This is a genomic window from Devosia sp. ZW T5_3 (assembly GCF_044987315.1).
Classification (GTDB): domain Bacteria; phylum Pseudomonadota; class Alphaproteobacteria; order Rhizobiales; family Devosiaceae; genus Devosia.
This window is the reverse complement of record NZ_JBJDRE010000008.1, coordinates 68,668-84,204: the sequence shown is the minus strand read 5'-3', so window position 1 is coordinate 84,204 and position 15,537 is coordinate 68,668. Positions and strand designations below refer to the sequence as shown.

The following is a 15,537-nucleotide window of genomic DNA, read 5'->3' as shown; positions in this document are numbered from 1 at the left end:
AGTTCCAGGCAAATGAACGCCCTAGCGCCCTATAAGCGCCTGACCATCAAGATCGGCTCGGCCCTGCTTGTCGACAAGCAGGGCAGGCTTCGTGCCGCCTGGCTCGCCGATCTGGCGGCCGATATTGCGGCCCTCAAGGCCGAGGGAAGGGAAGTCGTCATTGTCTCCTCCGGCGCCATTGCGCTGGGCCGGGGCCGCCTGGGCCTCGACGCACTGATCCTGACGCTCGAACAGAGCCAGGCCGCCGCCAGCGCCGGCCAGATTGCCCTCAGCCAAGCCTGGGCCGAGGCGCTGGGCCGCCACGGAATCGTCACCGGGCAGATCCTGATCACCCCCAATATTACCGAGGAGCGGCGCTATTACCTCAATGCCCGCACCACGATTGCCACCCTCTTGGGTCTGGGCGCCGTGCCGATCATCAATGAGAATGACAGCGTCGCCACCGCCGAAATCCGCTATGGCGACAATGATCGTCTCTCGGCCCGCGTCGCCACCATGATCGAGGCCGATTGCCTCATTCTGCTCTCCGATATCGATGGGCTCTACACGGCCCCGCCCGCCAAGGACCCTTCGGCCATTCATCTGTCCGAAGTCTCCGCCATCACCCCCAGTATCGAAGCCATGGCCGGGGGCGCGGCAAGCCATCTCTCGCGCGGCGGCATGACCACCAAGGTCGAAGCCGGCAAGATCGCGACCCATGCCGGCACGGCCATGATCATCGCCAAGGGCACTGAGGCCCATCCGCTCAAGGCCTTGACCGAAGGCGCCCGCCACACCTTGTTCCATCCCGCCCGCAGCCGGGCGCAGGCCCGCAAGCGCTGGATCATGGGCACGCTGGCCGTCGCGGGAACCCTGCAGGTCGATGCCGGCGCGGCCAAAGCCCTGCTGACCGGCAAATCGCTGCTGCCCATCGGCGTCACCAAGGTTTCCGGCGATTTCGAGCGTGGCGACACCATTGCCGTGACCAATCCCGACGGCATGGAAATCGCCCGGGGCCTAGCCGGTCTCGATAGCGACGAAGCCCGCCTTGTCATGGGCAAACGCAGCGATGCCGTGATCGAAATTCTGGGCGCCGGCAATCGCGCCGCCCTTGTGCATCGTGACAATCTCGTGCTGGTAGGCAGCCAAGAGGAGACCAGCAGTGAGCGCGCTTGAAGCCGGCAAATCGCTGAACGAGATCATGGCCGAGCTGGGCCGCAATGCCCGCATGGCCGCGCGCCAGCTCGCATTGGCCACGTCCGAGCAGAAACGCACCGCGCTGCTGACCGCGGCCGGCGCCATCAATGCCCATCGCAAGGCAATCCTCCTCGCCAATGCCAAGGACATGGACGCCGCCCGCACCAAGGGCATTTCCAAGGCCTTTCTCGACCGGCTCGAACTCAATGATGCCCGTATTGACGGCATTATCGACGCGGTCAAGACCATTGCCGAACTGCCCGATCCCGTCGGCGCCAAAATTGCCGAATGGGACCGGCCCAATGGCCTGCATATCGAGCGCGTCCGCACCCCGCTCGGCGTCATCGGCGTGATCTTTGAATCACGCCCCAATGTCACCGCCGACGCCGGCGCGCTCTGCATCAAATCGGGCAATGCCGTCATCCTGCGCGGCGGCAGCGACAGCTTCCATTCCAGCCGCGCCATTGTCGATTGCATGCTCGATGGCCTGCATCTGGCGGGCCTGCCCGTCGAATGCGTCCAGCTCGTCCCCACCACCGACCGCGCCGCCGTGGGCGAAATGCTCAAGGGGCTGGATGGCGCCATCGACGTCATCGTGCCCCGTGGCGGCAAGACCCTGGTCGCCCGCGTGCAGGACGAAGCCCGCGTGCCGGTCTTCGCCCATCTCGAGGGGATCGTGCATGTCTATATCGACAAGTCGGCCGATCTCGAAAAAGCGGTGAGCGTCACCCTCAATGCCAAGATGCGTCGCACCGGCGTTTGCGGCGCCGCCGAGACCCTGCTCGTGCATCGCGACGTGGTCGCTACCCATCTCAATCCCATTCTTGACGCCTTGATGGCAAAGGGGTGCGAAATACGCGGCGATGCTATCGTCAATGCTAACAGTCCGTTAACCAAAACGGCCACTGAAGCGGATTGGCGCACCGAATATGAGGACGCCATTATCTCGGTAAAGGTGGTCGACAGCATCGACGAGGCGATCGCCCATATCGAAAACTATTCGAGCCACCACACCGAAGCGATCATCACCGAAGACCTTGAAGCCGTTGAGAAATTTTTCAACGAGATCGACAGCGCCATCCTTTTGCACAACGCCTCCACCCAATTCGCCGATGGCGGCGAATTCGGTTTCGGCGGCGAAATCGGCATCGCCACCGGCAAAATGCACGCCCGCGGCCCAGTCGGCGTCGAACAGCTCACCAGCTTCAAATATCGCGTCCGCGGCAACGGTCAGACGAGGCCTTAGCCCCTTTTGACCCTCCGCGCTCCGCTCCGTATTTCCGGCATTACCGAGCTGCCTCCCTCCGCGGCCGGCATGCGCATCGGCCTGTTTGGTGGCAGCTTCAACCCCATTCACGAGGGCCATCGACTGGTCATCGAAGAGACCCTGCGCCGCCTGCAGCTCGACGCTGTCTGGGTCATGGTGACGCCGGGTAACCCACTGAAAAACCACGCTGAACTCGCGCCTCTGGCCGATCGCGTTACCGCCGCGCGGGCGCTCCTCACCGACCCGCGCGTCCGCGTCACCGGCTTTGAAGCGGCCTATGGCTTCACCTATTCCTGGCAGACCATCCGCTTCCTCACCAAGGCCATGCCCGACCGCCGCTTCGTCTGGATCATGGGCGCCGACAACCTGGTAGACTTCCACCGCTGGGAACGCTGGCGCGATATCGCCGCCATGCTCCCCCTGGCCGTCTATGTCCGCCCCGGCTCCTCCCGCCTCGCCCCAGCCTCCCGAGCCGGCATCGCCCTGGGCCGCTACCGGGTCGATGAAGAGGATGCCAGCCGCCTCGCCAGCATCCCGCCACCGGCCTGGGTCTACCTCCACGGCCGCCAATCGCCCCTGTCTTCTTCGGCAATAAGAGCACGGCGCCGTCGTGAAACTGCAAAGTGAGCGGCCTACCTTGCGAAAACCGCGCTAAAAGCGCATATTGGCAAAGTGTGATTAAACTCACCAATCAAGGAACTGATTGCTTGCCGTTTGCAAAGACGCCTGCACATTCCGATCAACAACCAAGGATGCTGACCCCACGCATGACCCATGCACGAGCATGGGCGGAAGGCCATTGCTGATGGCCGCGCTGCCCGAGAACACCTCTGCCCACGCCGAGGCCCCCCATTCCGCCCCGGAACGCCCGATGATCGATGTCATCCTTGAATGCCTTGACGATGCCAAGGCCGAGGAAATCGTTGCCGTCGATATTACCGGCAAATCCTCGCTGGCCGACCACATGGTGGTTGCTTCCGGCCGTTCGCAGCGCCATGTCGGCGCCGTGGCCGACCAGTTGGTCAACGCCCTGCGCGATGCCGGCCATGGCAAACCGCGCATTGAGGGTCTGCCCCATTGCGATTGGGTTCTGGTCGATGCCGGCGATGTCATCGTCCACATCTTCCGCCCCGAAGTGCGCGAGTTCTACAACATCGAAAAGATGTGGCAGGCCGACTTCGCCGCCGACGCCCACTAAGCGTCTGGCATGCGGGTAACAATCGTGGCTGTCGGCCGAATGAAGGCCGGGCCCGAACGGGAAATGGTGGCGCGCTATCTTGATCGCGCCATCGGCGGCGGCAAGCCGCTGGCCTTGACCGGCTTCGATGTTATCGAACTGACCGAATCCCGTGCCGGCTCGTCGGCCAGCCGCAAGGCCGACGAAGCCAAAGCCCTGCGCGCCGCCTTGCCCGATGGCATTGTAGTAGCGCTCGATGAACGCGGCAAAGCCATTGGCTCACAAGCCTTCGCCCACCAGATCGGCCGCTGGCGCGATGATGGCCGCCCCGCAGCCAGTTTCATCATCGGCGGCGCCGACGGGCTCGATCCCGCCTTCGTTGCGGCGGCCGATCTCGTCCTGAGCTTTTCCCCCCTCACCTGGCCGCACCAGCTGGTCCGCATCATGCTGGCCGAACAGCTCTACCGCACCACCACCATCCTCTCCGGCCACCCCTACCACCGCGGCGATTGAAATGGACCATTGGATGGCCTATTTTAATGGCGATCGCGATGGAGACGCCAAATGGATATCGCCCTGTCTGATGCCAAGGCACAGCTGACCGACCTCGTCCGCCGCGCGGAAGCCGGCGAAGAGATCGTGTTGACGCGCCATGGCGCGCCCGTCGCACGAATTGCCGCCATCAAGCCGCAGCTATCGCCGGAACAAAAAAAGGCCCGGATCGACGCCATCCGCGCATCGGTTCGCACCGTGCCGGGTGATGGCGTATCGGCCGCCCGCAGCCAGGATTTTCTCTACGATGAATCCGGCCTGCCCAAGTGATCGTCGTCGATACCTCAGCCCTGTTGGCCATTCTAAAGAATGAGCCAGACGCCGATGCCTGCCAGCGCGTGCTGGAAACGACGGCCACAATCCTGATTGCCGCCTCAACGCTCACCGAGGCCATGATTGTTGCAGGGCAAAAAGGGCTACTTGCCGGTCTCACGGCCCTATTGGACGATATAGCGGTCGAATGTATCCCACTGTCAGAAGTGGGTGCCAGGCAGGCGGCTGCCGCCTATGCCATCTGGGGCAAAGGCATCCATCCCGCCGGGCTCAATTTCGGGGATTGCTTTGCCTATGCCCTGGCCAAGCAACGCAATTGCCCTCTCCTGTTTGTTGGCAATGACTTCAGCCAGACCGACATCGCCAGCGCGATCTGATCCCCCCGCAAAATCACGACATGGTTAAGCAGAGTTAACCTCTGGTTTTCCGGGGCTTTGCTATGGTGCCCCGATTGATTCGGGCGCCTGGCGCCGCTGCTGGAGATGTCATGGCAAATCTGCCAGGCAAGAGGATGGGCAACAAACCGGCATGGGCGCTGGCAGCACTCGTGCTGACGGCGATGCCCTCGCTGCCCCTGCTCGCCCAGACCCAGACACCGCCTACCGCCCCGGCCGAAGCCCCTGCTGTCCCCTCGGCAACGGCTGAGCCAGCAAACCCGGCTGGTCCTCCGCTTGCGCCCGCTGCCGATCCAGACCCCGCCGCCGCGCAAACCGATCTCGAGGCCGTAGAAGCCTCGATCGCGCTCAGCCAGGAGCGCGTCGATGCACTCAAGGCCGAAATTGCCGAGATGGAAGGCGACCGTACCAAGCAGAACGCCGCCCTCATCGCTGCCGCCCAGCGCGTCAAGCTCGCTGAGATTGAAGTCGCCGATATCGAGGAACGGCTCTCGACCCTCATCGTTTCCGAACTCGAAGTGCGCGGCCGGCTCGATGGCTCCAATGCCGAGATCGCCAATGTGCTGGCCGCCCTCGAACGCATTTCGCTTAATCCCCCGCCCGCGTTGATCGTCGACCCTGACGATGCTCTGGGTTCAGCCCGTAGCGCCATCCTGATCTCGGCCATCGTGCCGCAATTGCGCGCCAAGGCCGACGCCGTCACGGCCGATCTCAAGCAACTCAACGACATCAAAGCATCTGCCCTCGCCGAGGAAGCCACCCTCAAGGCCAATTTCTCCGTGCTCGAGGAAGAACAGCTCCGCATCGCCACGCTGATCGCTGCCCGCAAGCAGGGCATCGATGTCCGCTCGAGCGAATTGGCCGCCCAGGAGGCCGAGGCCGTGGCGCTCGCCGCCCGCGCCACCACGCTCAAGGACCTGATCGATAGCCTCTCCGCCCGGGCCAATGCGGTGCAGACACCATCTGCACCCACCGATCCCAACGCCGTCACCATGACGCCCGAGCAGATCCGGGTGGCCCTGGCCAATAGTGCCCGCACTGAGCCCGCCATGCCCTTTGCCAATGCCAAGGGCTATCTCACCATGCCGGCCAATGGCGTCAATGTGGTCGATTATGGCGCCGGCGACGGCTTCGGCGGCATTTCGCACGGCATCTCGGTAGTCACTCGTGCCGAGGCGCAGGTGGTGGCTCCGGCCGATGGCTGGGTGCTATATAAAGGCCCCTACCTCAATTACGGCCAAATCATCATTCTCAATACCGGGCAGAACTATACGACGCTCCTGGCAGGGCTCGATGCGGTCAGCGTCGATATCGGCCAGTTCGTGCTGATGGGGGAACCCCTTGGCACAATGGGATCACGCACAATTGGGCGTACCGTAACCACCAATGCTGGCAACTCCCAGCCGACCCTTTATATTGAACTGCGACAAAACAACGAGCCCCTCGATCCGACCGGATGGTGGGCGACCCCGACACAGAGTGGATAGAACCCTCATGCGCTTTCCGACCATCCGCGCCGCTGCCTTGACTTTGGCGCTGCTGCTGCCTGCATCGACCCTGTTCGCGCAGGAAACCGCCCCGGCCCCCGCCGAGGAAGCTCCGGTTCCCGCCGAGCAGGCTCCCGACCAGGCACCGGCCGATCCGGCGCCGGGTGGCGAACAGCCCGAACCCACGCCCGAGGAAAAGGCTGAAAAGCCGCGCGATCCGCTGGAGGTCTATGCCGATCTCAATCTGTTCGGAGAAATTTTCGACCGCATCCGCGCCGAATATGTCGATGCCCCCGATGAGCAGGAGCTGATCCGCGCCGCCATTCAGGGCATGCTGACCTCGCTCGATCCCCATTCGGGTTATCTGCCGCCCGCCGATTACGACGAAATGCGCGAGGACACCTCGGGCGAATTCGGCGGCCTGGGCATCGAAGTCACCATGGAAGACGGCATCGTCAAGGTCGTCTCCCCGATCGACGATACCCCCGCCGCCAAGGCCGGCATCCTCGCCAATGACCTGATCGTTGCCATTGACGGCGTCTCGGTCCAGGGCATGGTGCTCGACGACGCCGTCGCCAAGATGCGCGGCCCGCTGGGCACCTCGGTCAAGATCACCATTGCCCGCGAAGGCGTGCCCGATCCGCTGGAATTCGAGCTGACCCGCGCCACCATCGCCATGCGCGCCGTGCGCTGGTCCATGGAAGGCGGAGCAGCCGAAGGCGAGGGCGATGTTGCCGTGCTGCGGCTGTCGCGCTTCTCCGAACAGGCCTTTGTCGGCATCCAGCAGGCCATCAAGGACATCTATGCCGAGCGCAAGGACGTGCCGCCCAAGGGCATCATCCTTGATCTGCGCAACAATCCGGGTGGTCTGGTCGATCAATCGGTCTATGTCGCCGATGCCTTCCTCAAGCAGGGCGCGGTCGTGCTGACCCGTGGCCGTGTTCCCGAGGAAAGCGCCCGCTATGACGCCCAGCCCGATGCGCTCGATGCGCAGCTGGCCGATGTGCCGCTGGTCGTGCTGATCAATGGCGGTTCCGCCTCGGCCTCCGAAATCGTCGCCGGCGCCCTGCAGGACCATAAGCGCGCCACCGTGGTGGGCACGCGCTCCTTCGGCAAGGGTTCGGTCCAGTCGATCATTTCGCTGGGCCCCGACGGCGCCATGCGCCTGACCACGGCGCGCTATTACACGCCGAACAACCGCTCCATCCAGGCGCTGGGTATCACGCCCGATATCGAAATCAAGCAGACCGTCCCGGCTGAATTGCAGGGTCGTGACGAGATCATCGGTGAAGCCGGGCTGGCCGGGCACATCACGGTCGAGGGCCAGGAAGAAACCACTGTCGGCTCGTCGGTCTATGTGCCGGCCGAGAAGGCGGACGATGCCCAGCTGCAATATGCCATTCGCCTGATCGACGGCGAGGAGACCAACGCGGCCTATCCGCCCAAGGCGGAATGAGCCTGGCTTCCATGCTATGACATTGTGGGGCGGGACGGCTGATTCGCTGTCCCGCCCCATGGCTTTTCATGCGGGACTTTTCGATGGCCAATGATCTCAGCACGCCGCTGACCGGCCGCAAGCGCCAGCCCGGGCAATCCGGAGGCGGCTTTCCTGTGGCGCGGGTGTTGTTTGCCATCATCGCGTTGATCGGCATCGGCTTGGTGCTGCGCCTGATCCTCGCCAATGATCCCAATGGCGGCCGCCCCAGCCAGGAAGTGGCCATCACCTCGACCGGCAATTCCAATCAAGTGGCCAACGCGGTAGCCACCGGGCCGGCCACCATCACCGCCGATCCCCAGCAATATCCCGCCGGCAGCACCATTTCCACGACCGGCGCCGGCGCGCCCGCCAGTACAAGCCAGCCTGACGCTTTCGGCGCCCTGCCCGATCTCAGCGAAGAAACCGCCAACGGCCCCATTCCGCGTATTGCCAGCGATGGCCGTACACCCTTTGCCACCTATTCGCGGCCCAGCACGGCGCCCATGGGCCTGCCCAAGGTGGCCATCATCGTCAGCGGGCTGGGCATTAACGAGCAGGGCTCGCTCGACGCCATCGAACGCCTGCCGCCCGATGTCACGCTGGCTTTCGCTCCCTACGGCAAGACGCTGAACAATAGTGTGGCAGCCGCCCGCAGCAGCGGCCACGAAATCCTGCTCGAAATTCCGCTTGAGCCCTTCGATTACCCGCAGAACGATCCCGGCCCGCAGACGCTGCTGACCGGGGAGACCCCGCGCGCCAATCTCGACAAACTGTTCTGGCTCATGGCCCGTTTTGGCGGCTATGCCGGGGTGATCAACAATATGGGCGCCCGCTTCACCGCCTCTGCGGCCGATTTCTCGCCCATCATGGAAGAGCTTGGCGCCCGCGGACTGGGCTATATCGATGATGGCTCATCCAATCGTTCGGTCGCCCCGCAGCTGGCGGCGGGCAACAAGGTGCCGTTTTCGCGCGTCGATGCGATGATCGACGCCAATCCCTCCCAGCAATCCATTCTCGCAGCGCTTACCAGCCTTGAGGCCAAGGCGGTGGAGAACGGTCACGCAATTGGTATTGTCAGCGCCCTGCCCATATCGGTAGCGGCGGTCGCCGAATGGGCGGCCGCCCTAGAAAGCAAGGGGCTCGTGCTGGTGCCCGCCAGCGCCCTGATGAAACAAGCAGAGTAAAATGTGATGACCAAGGCCCTAGACCGCCAAGCCATGCCCTATCGCGACTGCGTCGGCGTCGCTGTTTTCAATCATGAGGGCAATGTCTTCATCGGCCGCCGCAAGCCTGAGGACGATCCCGAGGATTCTGCCGAACGCGGCGCCCCCTGGCAAATGCCGCAGGGCGGCATCGACAAGGGCGAGGACCCACTGCGCGCCGCCCTGCGCGAGCTACACGAGGAAACCAATATCACTGCCGTAAGCCTGCTCGCCGAGGCGCCCGAATGGATTTATTACGATCTGCCCGACGATGCGCTGGGCATTGCCCTCAAGGGCAAGTATCGCGGCCAGCGCCAGCGCTGGTTTGCCTTCGCCTTTACCGGCCAGGATAGCGAAATCGACGTCGAAACGCCCGGCGGTGGCAAATACCCGGCCGAGTTCGACGCCTGGCGCTGGGAAAAACTGACCCGCACGCCAAGCCTGATCGTGCCCTTCAAGAAGGACGCCTATGACAAGGTCGTGGAAGCCTTTGCCGACATTCCCCAGCGTTTCACCCACGCATAGACTGGCGCCATGAAAACCATCGGTCTGATCGGCGGCATGAGCTGGGAATCCACCGCCCACTATTATCGCGTGCTCAACCAGGAGACCGCCACCCGCCTTGGTGGTCTCCACTCCGCGCCGCTGATCGTGCATTCGGTGGATTTCGCCCCCATTGCCGAGATGCAATCGGCCGGCGACTGGGACGGCGCGGGCCGCCAATTGGCCGAGATCGCCAAGGGGCTGGAACGCGCCGGTGCCGAAATCATCGGGCTGGCCACCAACACAATGCATGTCGTGGCTTCAGCGATCACGGCTGATCTGTCCGTGCCCTTCATCCACATCGCTGACCCCACCAGCGACGCGCTGCTGGCCGATGGCCTCACGACGGTGGGTCTGCTGGGCACGCGCTTCACCATGGAAATGGGTTTTTACCGCGATCGCCTGACCGCACGCGGCATCACTTCGCTGATCCCCGAAGTCGACCGCACCAATCTCAATGGCATCATCTACGAAGAACTATGCCGGGGCATCGTGCGCGAGGAATCCCGCCGCACCTATATCACCGCCATCGAACGCCTCGCCGCCCGTGGCGCCGAAGCCGTCATCCTGGGCTGCACCGAAATCGGCATGTTGATCGATGATTCCGTCAGCCCGCTGCCGACATTCGACACTACGGACCTGCACGCCAAGGCACTGGTAACAGCGGCTCTGGCCTAGGCGGCGCGGCGGCTGCCCTGTTCGGCCGCCGGCTTGCTCAGCACGAACACATCCACCAGGCCATCCAGACTCTGCGCCTGCGCCTCGGTCTGCTCGATCGCCGCATTGATCTCCTCGACCAGCGCCGCGTTGTGCTGGGTCATTTCATCGAGCGTACGCACGGCCGTCGACACTTCATCGATGGACGACGCCTGCTCGCCGCTCGCCTGGGCAATGGCCTCGACCAGTTCGCTATTGGCCCGCACCGCATCCAGCATCATCTGCAAGCGGCTCGCTGCATCCGAGACCAGCCCCGAGCCGCCGCGCACCTCATTGGCCGACTGCTCGACCAGTGCTTTGACATCCGCCGAAGCCCCGGCCGCCGACTGCGCCAACCGCCGCACTTCGACCGCCACCACCGCAAAGCCACGCCCCGCCTCCCCAGCCCGCGCCGCTTCCACCGAAGCGTTTAGCGCCAGAAGATTGGTCTGGAAGGCAATGTCATCGATCATGCCGATAATGTTGGAAATCTTGGCCGAGGATTGGGTGATCCGCTCCATGGCCGCATTGGCATTGCTCATCACCGTGCCGCTTTCGGCCGCCGTGAGCGCCACAGCGCGAGCCTTGCCCGCCGCATCGCGGGCCATGCTGGCATTGCCCGCCACGGTGCCCGCCAGCGCCTCCATGGCCGCCGCTGTCTGCTCGATGGTTGCGGCCTGCCGCGTCGTGCGTTCGGACAGGTCATTGGCCCCCGACAGGATTTCCCCCGTCGCCAGCCGCAGCGCGCGCGAGGTCTGCTGCAATTGCCCCACCACTTCGGCAAAGCGCGAGACCGTGCCGTTAAGTGCATGACGCAGATCTTCAAACTGCGGCTCGAACGGCACATCGATACTGGCCGTCAGATCGCCCTCCGCCAATTGTGCCAACCCCGCCCCCACAGCAGCCACAGCCTGCTTACGGGCCGTCACATCGGTGGCAAATTGCACGATCTTGTAGGGCACGCCATCGACGCCCACGATGGGGCTGAAGGTGCTCTGGATCCACACTTCGCGGCCGTCGCGTGTGCGGCGGCGATATTCGCCCGCCTTGAACTGTCCGGCGGCAAGATCGAGCCAGAATTGCCGATAAGCCATCGACGCAGGATCAACGCCAAACAGGAACAGCGCATTGGGCTGCCCTAGCACCTCCTCGCGCTGATAGCCCACCAGATCGAGAAAATTCTGGTTGGCCGCCAGGACCTCGCCCTCTAGCGAAAATTCCGCCACCATTTGCGACATGGAAATCGCGTTGAGCTGGCCGGTGTGGTCGGCCGCTTCCGCCAGATGCCGGCCCGTTTCGGCGCCCAGTTCGGCGACGCGCTGCCCATTGCGGCGGAACACCTCCACCGCCTTGGCCATGGCGCCGATTTCATTGCGCCGCTCGGTGTAGGGCACTTCGGCATCGAGCTCGCCGGACGCGATGGCATTCATCACCGCCGACAGCCGCGGAATGGGCCGGGTCAACAGCCGCGACAGCAGCAGCGCCAGCGCCCCAATCACCAGCAGCACGGCCCCACCGACCGCCAATAGCATAGTCAGCGAACGCCCCACCACCGCCTCGATCGGCGCGCGATCGACCGCCACCATCAGCGCCCCGATCACCGTGCCATCGGCCATGGTGATCGGCTGATGCAGCAGGAAATAGCCTGTGCCCTCGATAATGGCTTCGCTGTGGACAGCCTGGTTGGCCATCATCGAGGCAAACAGCGGCGTTCCGGCGACGATGGGTGTATCCAGCCGCTCGCCACTGCCCTGCACAAGACTGGTCGTGCCGGTCACGAAATCAGGGCTGACTTCCGTGTTGTACACATAGATCGACACATCTTGTCCTGTCACGCGGGCGATAGTGTTGATGACATCATTGGTGCGGAACCGCGGCATGGATCGCATCACGAGACCCGTCACATTGCCCGTCTCGTCCGCCACCACTTCGAGGCTGGGCAGATTGACCTGCAGGATTTCCGCGCTGATCCGGGTCGCGCTGGCGACTTCCTTGGCCGCATCCTCGCTGGCCGAATTGGAGAGGCTGATGAACAATCCCACCAGAACTGCCAGCACGGCGATGGCAATTGAGCCGATCGCCATGGCGGCAATGGCAAATGTCAGTCGCAGATGACCCAGAGCAGCGCCCATGAAATACCCCCAAATATCAGCGTTCCAGCCTGGCCGGAATGCCGCTTCGACAGCAGAGTGGCGGCAGTTTATTAATCGCGCGTTTAAATATGCATAATTCTCAATGCTATCAAAGACTTGCCTATATTTTGAGCAAGAACAGCTAAACTTGACCCGCAAAACAAAACAGCCGCCTCCAGGGGAGACGGCTGCTGAGAATTGCGCGAGCACTCTATCGCTGTAACCGCCGGAGGCCCGGCAGACGCGGCTTAATGAATATGCGTACCGTTGATCTGGCCGGCTTCGATGGCCAGGTTCAGCAGGCCATTGACCAGAACCTGCGCATAGGACTTGTCATCCGGCGTCTGGGCGCGGGCGAGTTCTTCCTCAGCAGCCCGAATTTCGGCCTGCAGGTCGCCCTTGTCGAATTCATGGAACGGAGAGGCCTCTTCGGCCAGGATCGTCAGCCCTTCGGTGGACACGTCGGCAAAGCCGCCGCGCACGAAATACACCTTGGACGTACCATTGGTCTCGGTCACGGTGATGAAGCCGAGACGCAGCGTGGTCATGAACGGGGCATGATCGCTCATCACGGTGAAATAGCCTTCCGTGCCCGGAACGGTGACCGAGGTCACGACTTCCGACAGCACCAGCCGCTCGGGCGAAACGATCTCGATCTTGAGGCCTTCAGCCATTTTTTTGGTCCCTTAGCGGAGCGAACCCATCACTGGGTTTGGGCAGCGGGCCCGTCGCGAACGACGAGCCCAAGTGGCAAAAATCAAGCAGCCTGTGCGGCCAGCTTCTGCGCCTTCTTGACGGCATCTTCGATGGTGCCGACCATGTAGAAGGCAGCTTCCGGCAGGTGATCATATTCACCATCGACCAGGCCCTTGAAGCCCTTGATGGTGTCTTCGAGCTGCACGAACACGCCCGGCGAACCCGTAAAGGCTTCGGCCACGTCGAAGGGCTGGCTCATGAAGCGCTCGATCTTGCGGGCGCGGGCCACGGTCAGCTTGTCTTCTTCGCTGAGCTCGTCCATGCCCAGGATGGCGATGATGTCCTGCAGCGCCTTGTACTTCTGCAGCACTTCCTGCACCCGGCGGGCGATGAAGTAATGCTCTTCGCCGACCACGTTGGGGTCGAGGATACGCGAGTTCGAAGCCAGCGGGTCCACGGCCGGGTAGATACCCTTTTCCGAGATGGCGCGGTTGAGAACGGTGGTCGCGTCGAAGTGGGCGAACGAGGTCGCCGGCGCCGGATCGGTCAAATCGTCGGCGGGCACATACACGGCCTGCACCGAAGTGATCGAGCCCTTGTTCGTGGTGGTGATGCGTTCCTGCATCTGGCCCATATCGGTGGCCAGCGTCGGCTGATAACCCACGGCGGACGGAATGCGGCCCAGCAGAGCTGACATTTCGGCGCCAGCCTGGGTAAAGCGGAAAATGTTGTCCACGAAGAACAGCACGTCCTGGCCCTGGTCACGGAACTGCTCGGCAATGGTCAGGCCGGTCAGCGCCACGCGGGCACGCGCCCCGGGGGGCTCGTTCATCTGGCCGAACACGAGGGCGCACTTGGAACCAGCGGCCGAACCACCGTTTTCATGCGGGTCCTTGTTCACGCCCGATTCGATCATTTCGTAGTAAAGGTCATTGCCTTCACGGGTGCGCTCGCCAACACCGGCAAACACCGAATAGCCACCATGCGCCTTGGCGACGTTGTTGATCAGTTCCTGGATCAGCACGGTCTTGCCCACGCCGGCGCCGCCCATCAGGCCGATCTTGCCGCCGCGAGCATAGGGAGCGATCAGGTCCACGACCTTGATGCCGGTGACCAGAACCTGAGACTCCGGATTCTGCTCGGCAAAGGAGGGAGCCTCCTGGTGGATTTCGCGCCTGGCTTCGCCCGAGATCGGACCGGCTTCGTCGATCGGCTCGCCGATGACGTTCATGATGCGGCCCAGGGTGGCTTCGCCAACCGGAACCGAGATGGCGGTGCCGGTGTCGATCACTTCAGCGCCACGCACCAGACCTTCGGTCGTATCCATGGCGATGGTGCGCACGGCGTTTTCGCCCAGGTGCTGCGCCACTTCCAGAACCAGACGCTGGCCGTTATTGGTGGTTTCGAGTGCGTTCAGAATCGCGGGCAAATGACCGTCGAACGTGACGTCCACGACGGCGCCGATGATCTGCGATACGCGGCCGGCCTTTTTCTCTGCCATTTGCTTCGTCCTTCGCTAGGGTGCTTAGAGCGCTTCCGCGCCCGAAATGATTTCGATGAGTTCTTTGGTGATCTGGGCCTGGCGCTGGCGGTTATAGCTCAGCTGCAGCTTGCCGATCATTTCGCCGGCGTTCCGCGTCGCATTGTCCATGGCGGACATCTGCGCGCCATAGAACGAGGCGCCATTTTCGAGCAAAGCGCGGAAGATCTGCACGCTGATATTGCGCGGCAGCAGGTCTTCGACAATGGCTTCTTCGCTCGGCTCGTATTCATAGGGCACGGTGGAGGCAGCACTTGCACCTTCCCCCTCGGCCTTTTCGATTTTTGCCGGGATGATCTGCAGCGCCGTCGGCACCTGGCTGATCACCGAGTTGAACTTGGCAAAGAACAGCGTTGCCACGTCGAACTCGCCGGCAGCGAACAGGGCCTGCACCTTTTCCGAGATCAGCGCCGCCTGGGCGAAGCCGATCGTCTTGATCTCGCGGAAGCTGACCGTCTCGATGATGAGATTGGGATATTGGCGCTTGAGAATATCATTGCCCTTGCGGCCAACGGTCAGGATCTTGACCGTTTTGCCTTGGCTGAGCAGCTTGGCGGCGTGGTCGCGCGCCAGACGGGCGATGGACGAATTGAAGCCACCCGCCAGCCCGCGCTCGCCGGTCGCAACCACCAGCAGATGCACCTGGTCCTTGCCGGTTCCGGCCAGCAGCACCGGAGCGCCCGACTGACCTTCATAGACCGATGCCAGGCTCGCCAGCACCTTGCCCATGCGCTCGGCATAGGGACGAGCGGCCTCGGCGGCATCCTGGGCACGGCGCAGCTTAGCCGCCGCAACCATCTGCATGGCCTTGGTGATCTTTTGCGTCGATTTGACCGAATCGATCCGGTTCTTGAGGTCCTTTAGCGACGGCATCTGCCTATCGTCTCCTTGGGCCTTGAAGCGCGACCGGCGAACCGGTCACGC

General features: G+C 63.2%; 16 protein-coding genes. 12 read left to right on the top strand and 4 right to left on the bottom strand.

Annotated elements, in window-relative coordinates; translation table 11 throughout:
• The first annotated feature begins 12 nt into the window (after positions 1-12).
• From proB to ACI3KW_RS11735, 12 genes are all read left to right on the top strand, one after another.
• Complete coding sequence (gene proB, locus ACI3KW_RS11790; protein ID WP_404848229.1) at positions 13-1,155, top strand: glutamate 5-kinase; 1,143 nt, start codon at positions 13-15, stop codon at positions 1,153-1,155.
• Between the two features lie 25 nt (positions 1,156-1,180).
• Entirely contained in the window at positions 1,181-2,422 is a 1,242-nt protein-coding gene (locus tag ACI3KW_RS11785; protein WP_404848336.1) for a glutamate-5-semialdehyde dehydrogenase, read from the top strand.
• 6 nt (positions 2,423-2,428) lie between these two features.
• On the top strand, positions 2,429-3,070 hold the full coding sequence (locus tag ACI3KW_RS11780; protein WP_404848228.1) for a nicotinate-nucleotide adenylyltransferase: 642 nt from the start codon (positions 2,429-2,431) through the stop codon (positions 3,068-3,070).
• A gap of 178 nt (positions 3,071-3,248) precedes the next feature.
• The gene (gene rsfS, locus ACI3KW_RS11775; RefSeq protein WP_262171118.1) at positions 3,249-3,641 is read left to right on the top strand and encodes a ribosome silencing factor; all 393 of its coding nucleotides are present in this window, start codon (positions 3,249-3,251) and stop codon (positions 3,639-3,641) included.
• Between the two features lie 9 nt (positions 3,642-3,650).
• The gene (rlmH, locus tag ACI3KW_RS11770; protein ID WP_404848227.1) at positions 3,651-4,133 is read left to right on the top strand and encodes a 23S rRNA (pseudouridine(1915)-N(3))-methyltransferase RlmH; all 483 of its coding nucleotides are present in this window, start codon (positions 3,651-3,653) and stop codon (positions 4,131-4,133) included.
• Between the two features lie 51 nt (positions 4,134-4,184).
• Entirely contained in the window at positions 4,185-4,442 is a 258-nt protein-coding gene (locus tag ACI3KW_RS11765) for a type II toxin-antitoxin system Phd/YefM family antitoxin (RefSeq protein WP_404848226.1), read from the top strand.
• Positions 4,439-4,822, top strand: coding sequence for a type II toxin-antitoxin system VapC family toxin (locus ACI3KW_RS11760; RefSeq protein ID WP_404848225.1), 384 nt, complete (start codon positions 4,439-4,441; stop codon positions 4,820-4,822). The genes ACI3KW_RS11765 and ACI3KW_RS11760 overlap by 4 nt, the downstream gene beginning before the upstream one ends.
• 110 nt (positions 4,823-4,932) lie before the next feature.
• Entirely contained in the window at positions 4,933-6,327 is a 1,395-nt protein-coding gene (locus ACI3KW_RS11755) for a murein hydrolase activator EnvC family protein (protein WP_404848224.1), read from the top strand.
• Between the two features lie 7 nt (positions 6,328-6,334).
• Positions 6,335-7,783, top strand: a complete 1,449-nt coding sequence (locus tag ACI3KW_RS11750; protein WP_113119984.1) for a S41 family peptidase — start codon at positions 6,335-6,337, stop codon at positions 7,781-7,783.
• An 83-nt stretch (positions 7,784-7,866) separates the two neighbouring features.
• Positions 7,867-8,988 (top strand): divergent polysaccharide deacetylase family protein, encoded by a 1,122-nt coding sequence (locus ACI3KW_RS11745; RefSeq protein ID WP_404848223.1) that lies wholly within the window; start codon positions 7,867-7,869, stop codon positions 8,986-8,988.
• Positions 8,989-8,994: 6 nt separating this feature from the next.
• Entirely contained in the window at positions 8,995-9,531 is a 537-nt protein-coding gene (locus ACI3KW_RS11740; RefSeq protein ID WP_262171111.1) for an RNA pyrophosphohydrolase, read from the top strand.
• Positions 9,532-9,540: 9 nt separating this feature from the next.
• A complete protein-coding gene (locus tag ACI3KW_RS11735) occupies positions 9,541-10,227 on the top strand; it encodes an aspartate/glutamate racemase family protein (protein ID WP_404848222.1) in 687 nt (228 codons plus the stop codon).
• On the opposite strand, the gene ACI3KW_RS11730 is transcribed toward ACI3KW_RS11735, so the two are convergent.
• The 4 genes from ACI3KW_RS11730 to ACI3KW_RS11715 all read right to left on the bottom strand — a co-directional run bounded on the left by ACI3KW_RS11730 (position 10,224) and on the right by ACI3KW_RS11715 (position 15,486).
• Positions 10,224-12,377 (bottom strand): methyl-accepting chemotaxis protein, encoded by a 2,154-nt coding sequence (locus ACI3KW_RS11730; protein WP_404848221.1) that lies wholly within the window; start codon positions 12,375-12,377, stop codon positions 10,224-10,226. The two genes, ACI3KW_RS11735 and ACI3KW_RS11730, sit on opposite strands and share 4 nt — an antisense overlap.
• Positions 12,378-12,625: 248 nt before the next feature.
• Positions 12,626-13,051, bottom strand: a complete 426-nt coding sequence (locus tag ACI3KW_RS11725) for a F0F1 ATP synthase subunit epsilon (RefSeq protein ID WP_113119989.1) — start codon at positions 13,049-13,051, stop codon at positions 12,626-12,628.
• An 83-nt stretch (positions 13,052-13,134) separates the two neighbouring features.
• Positions 13,135-14,574, bottom strand: a complete 1,440-nt coding sequence (atpD, locus tag ACI3KW_RS11720) for a F0F1 ATP synthase subunit beta (protein ID WP_113119990.1) — start codon at positions 14,572-14,574, stop codon at positions 13,135-13,137.
• A gap of 24 nt (positions 14,575-14,598) precedes the next feature.
• Positions 14,599-15,486 (bottom strand): F0F1 ATP synthase subunit gamma, encoded by an 888-nt coding sequence (locus ACI3KW_RS11715; RefSeq protein WP_113119991.1) that lies wholly within the window; start codon positions 15,484-15,486, stop codon positions 14,599-14,601.
• Positions 15,487-15,537: the final 51 nt, after the last annotated feature.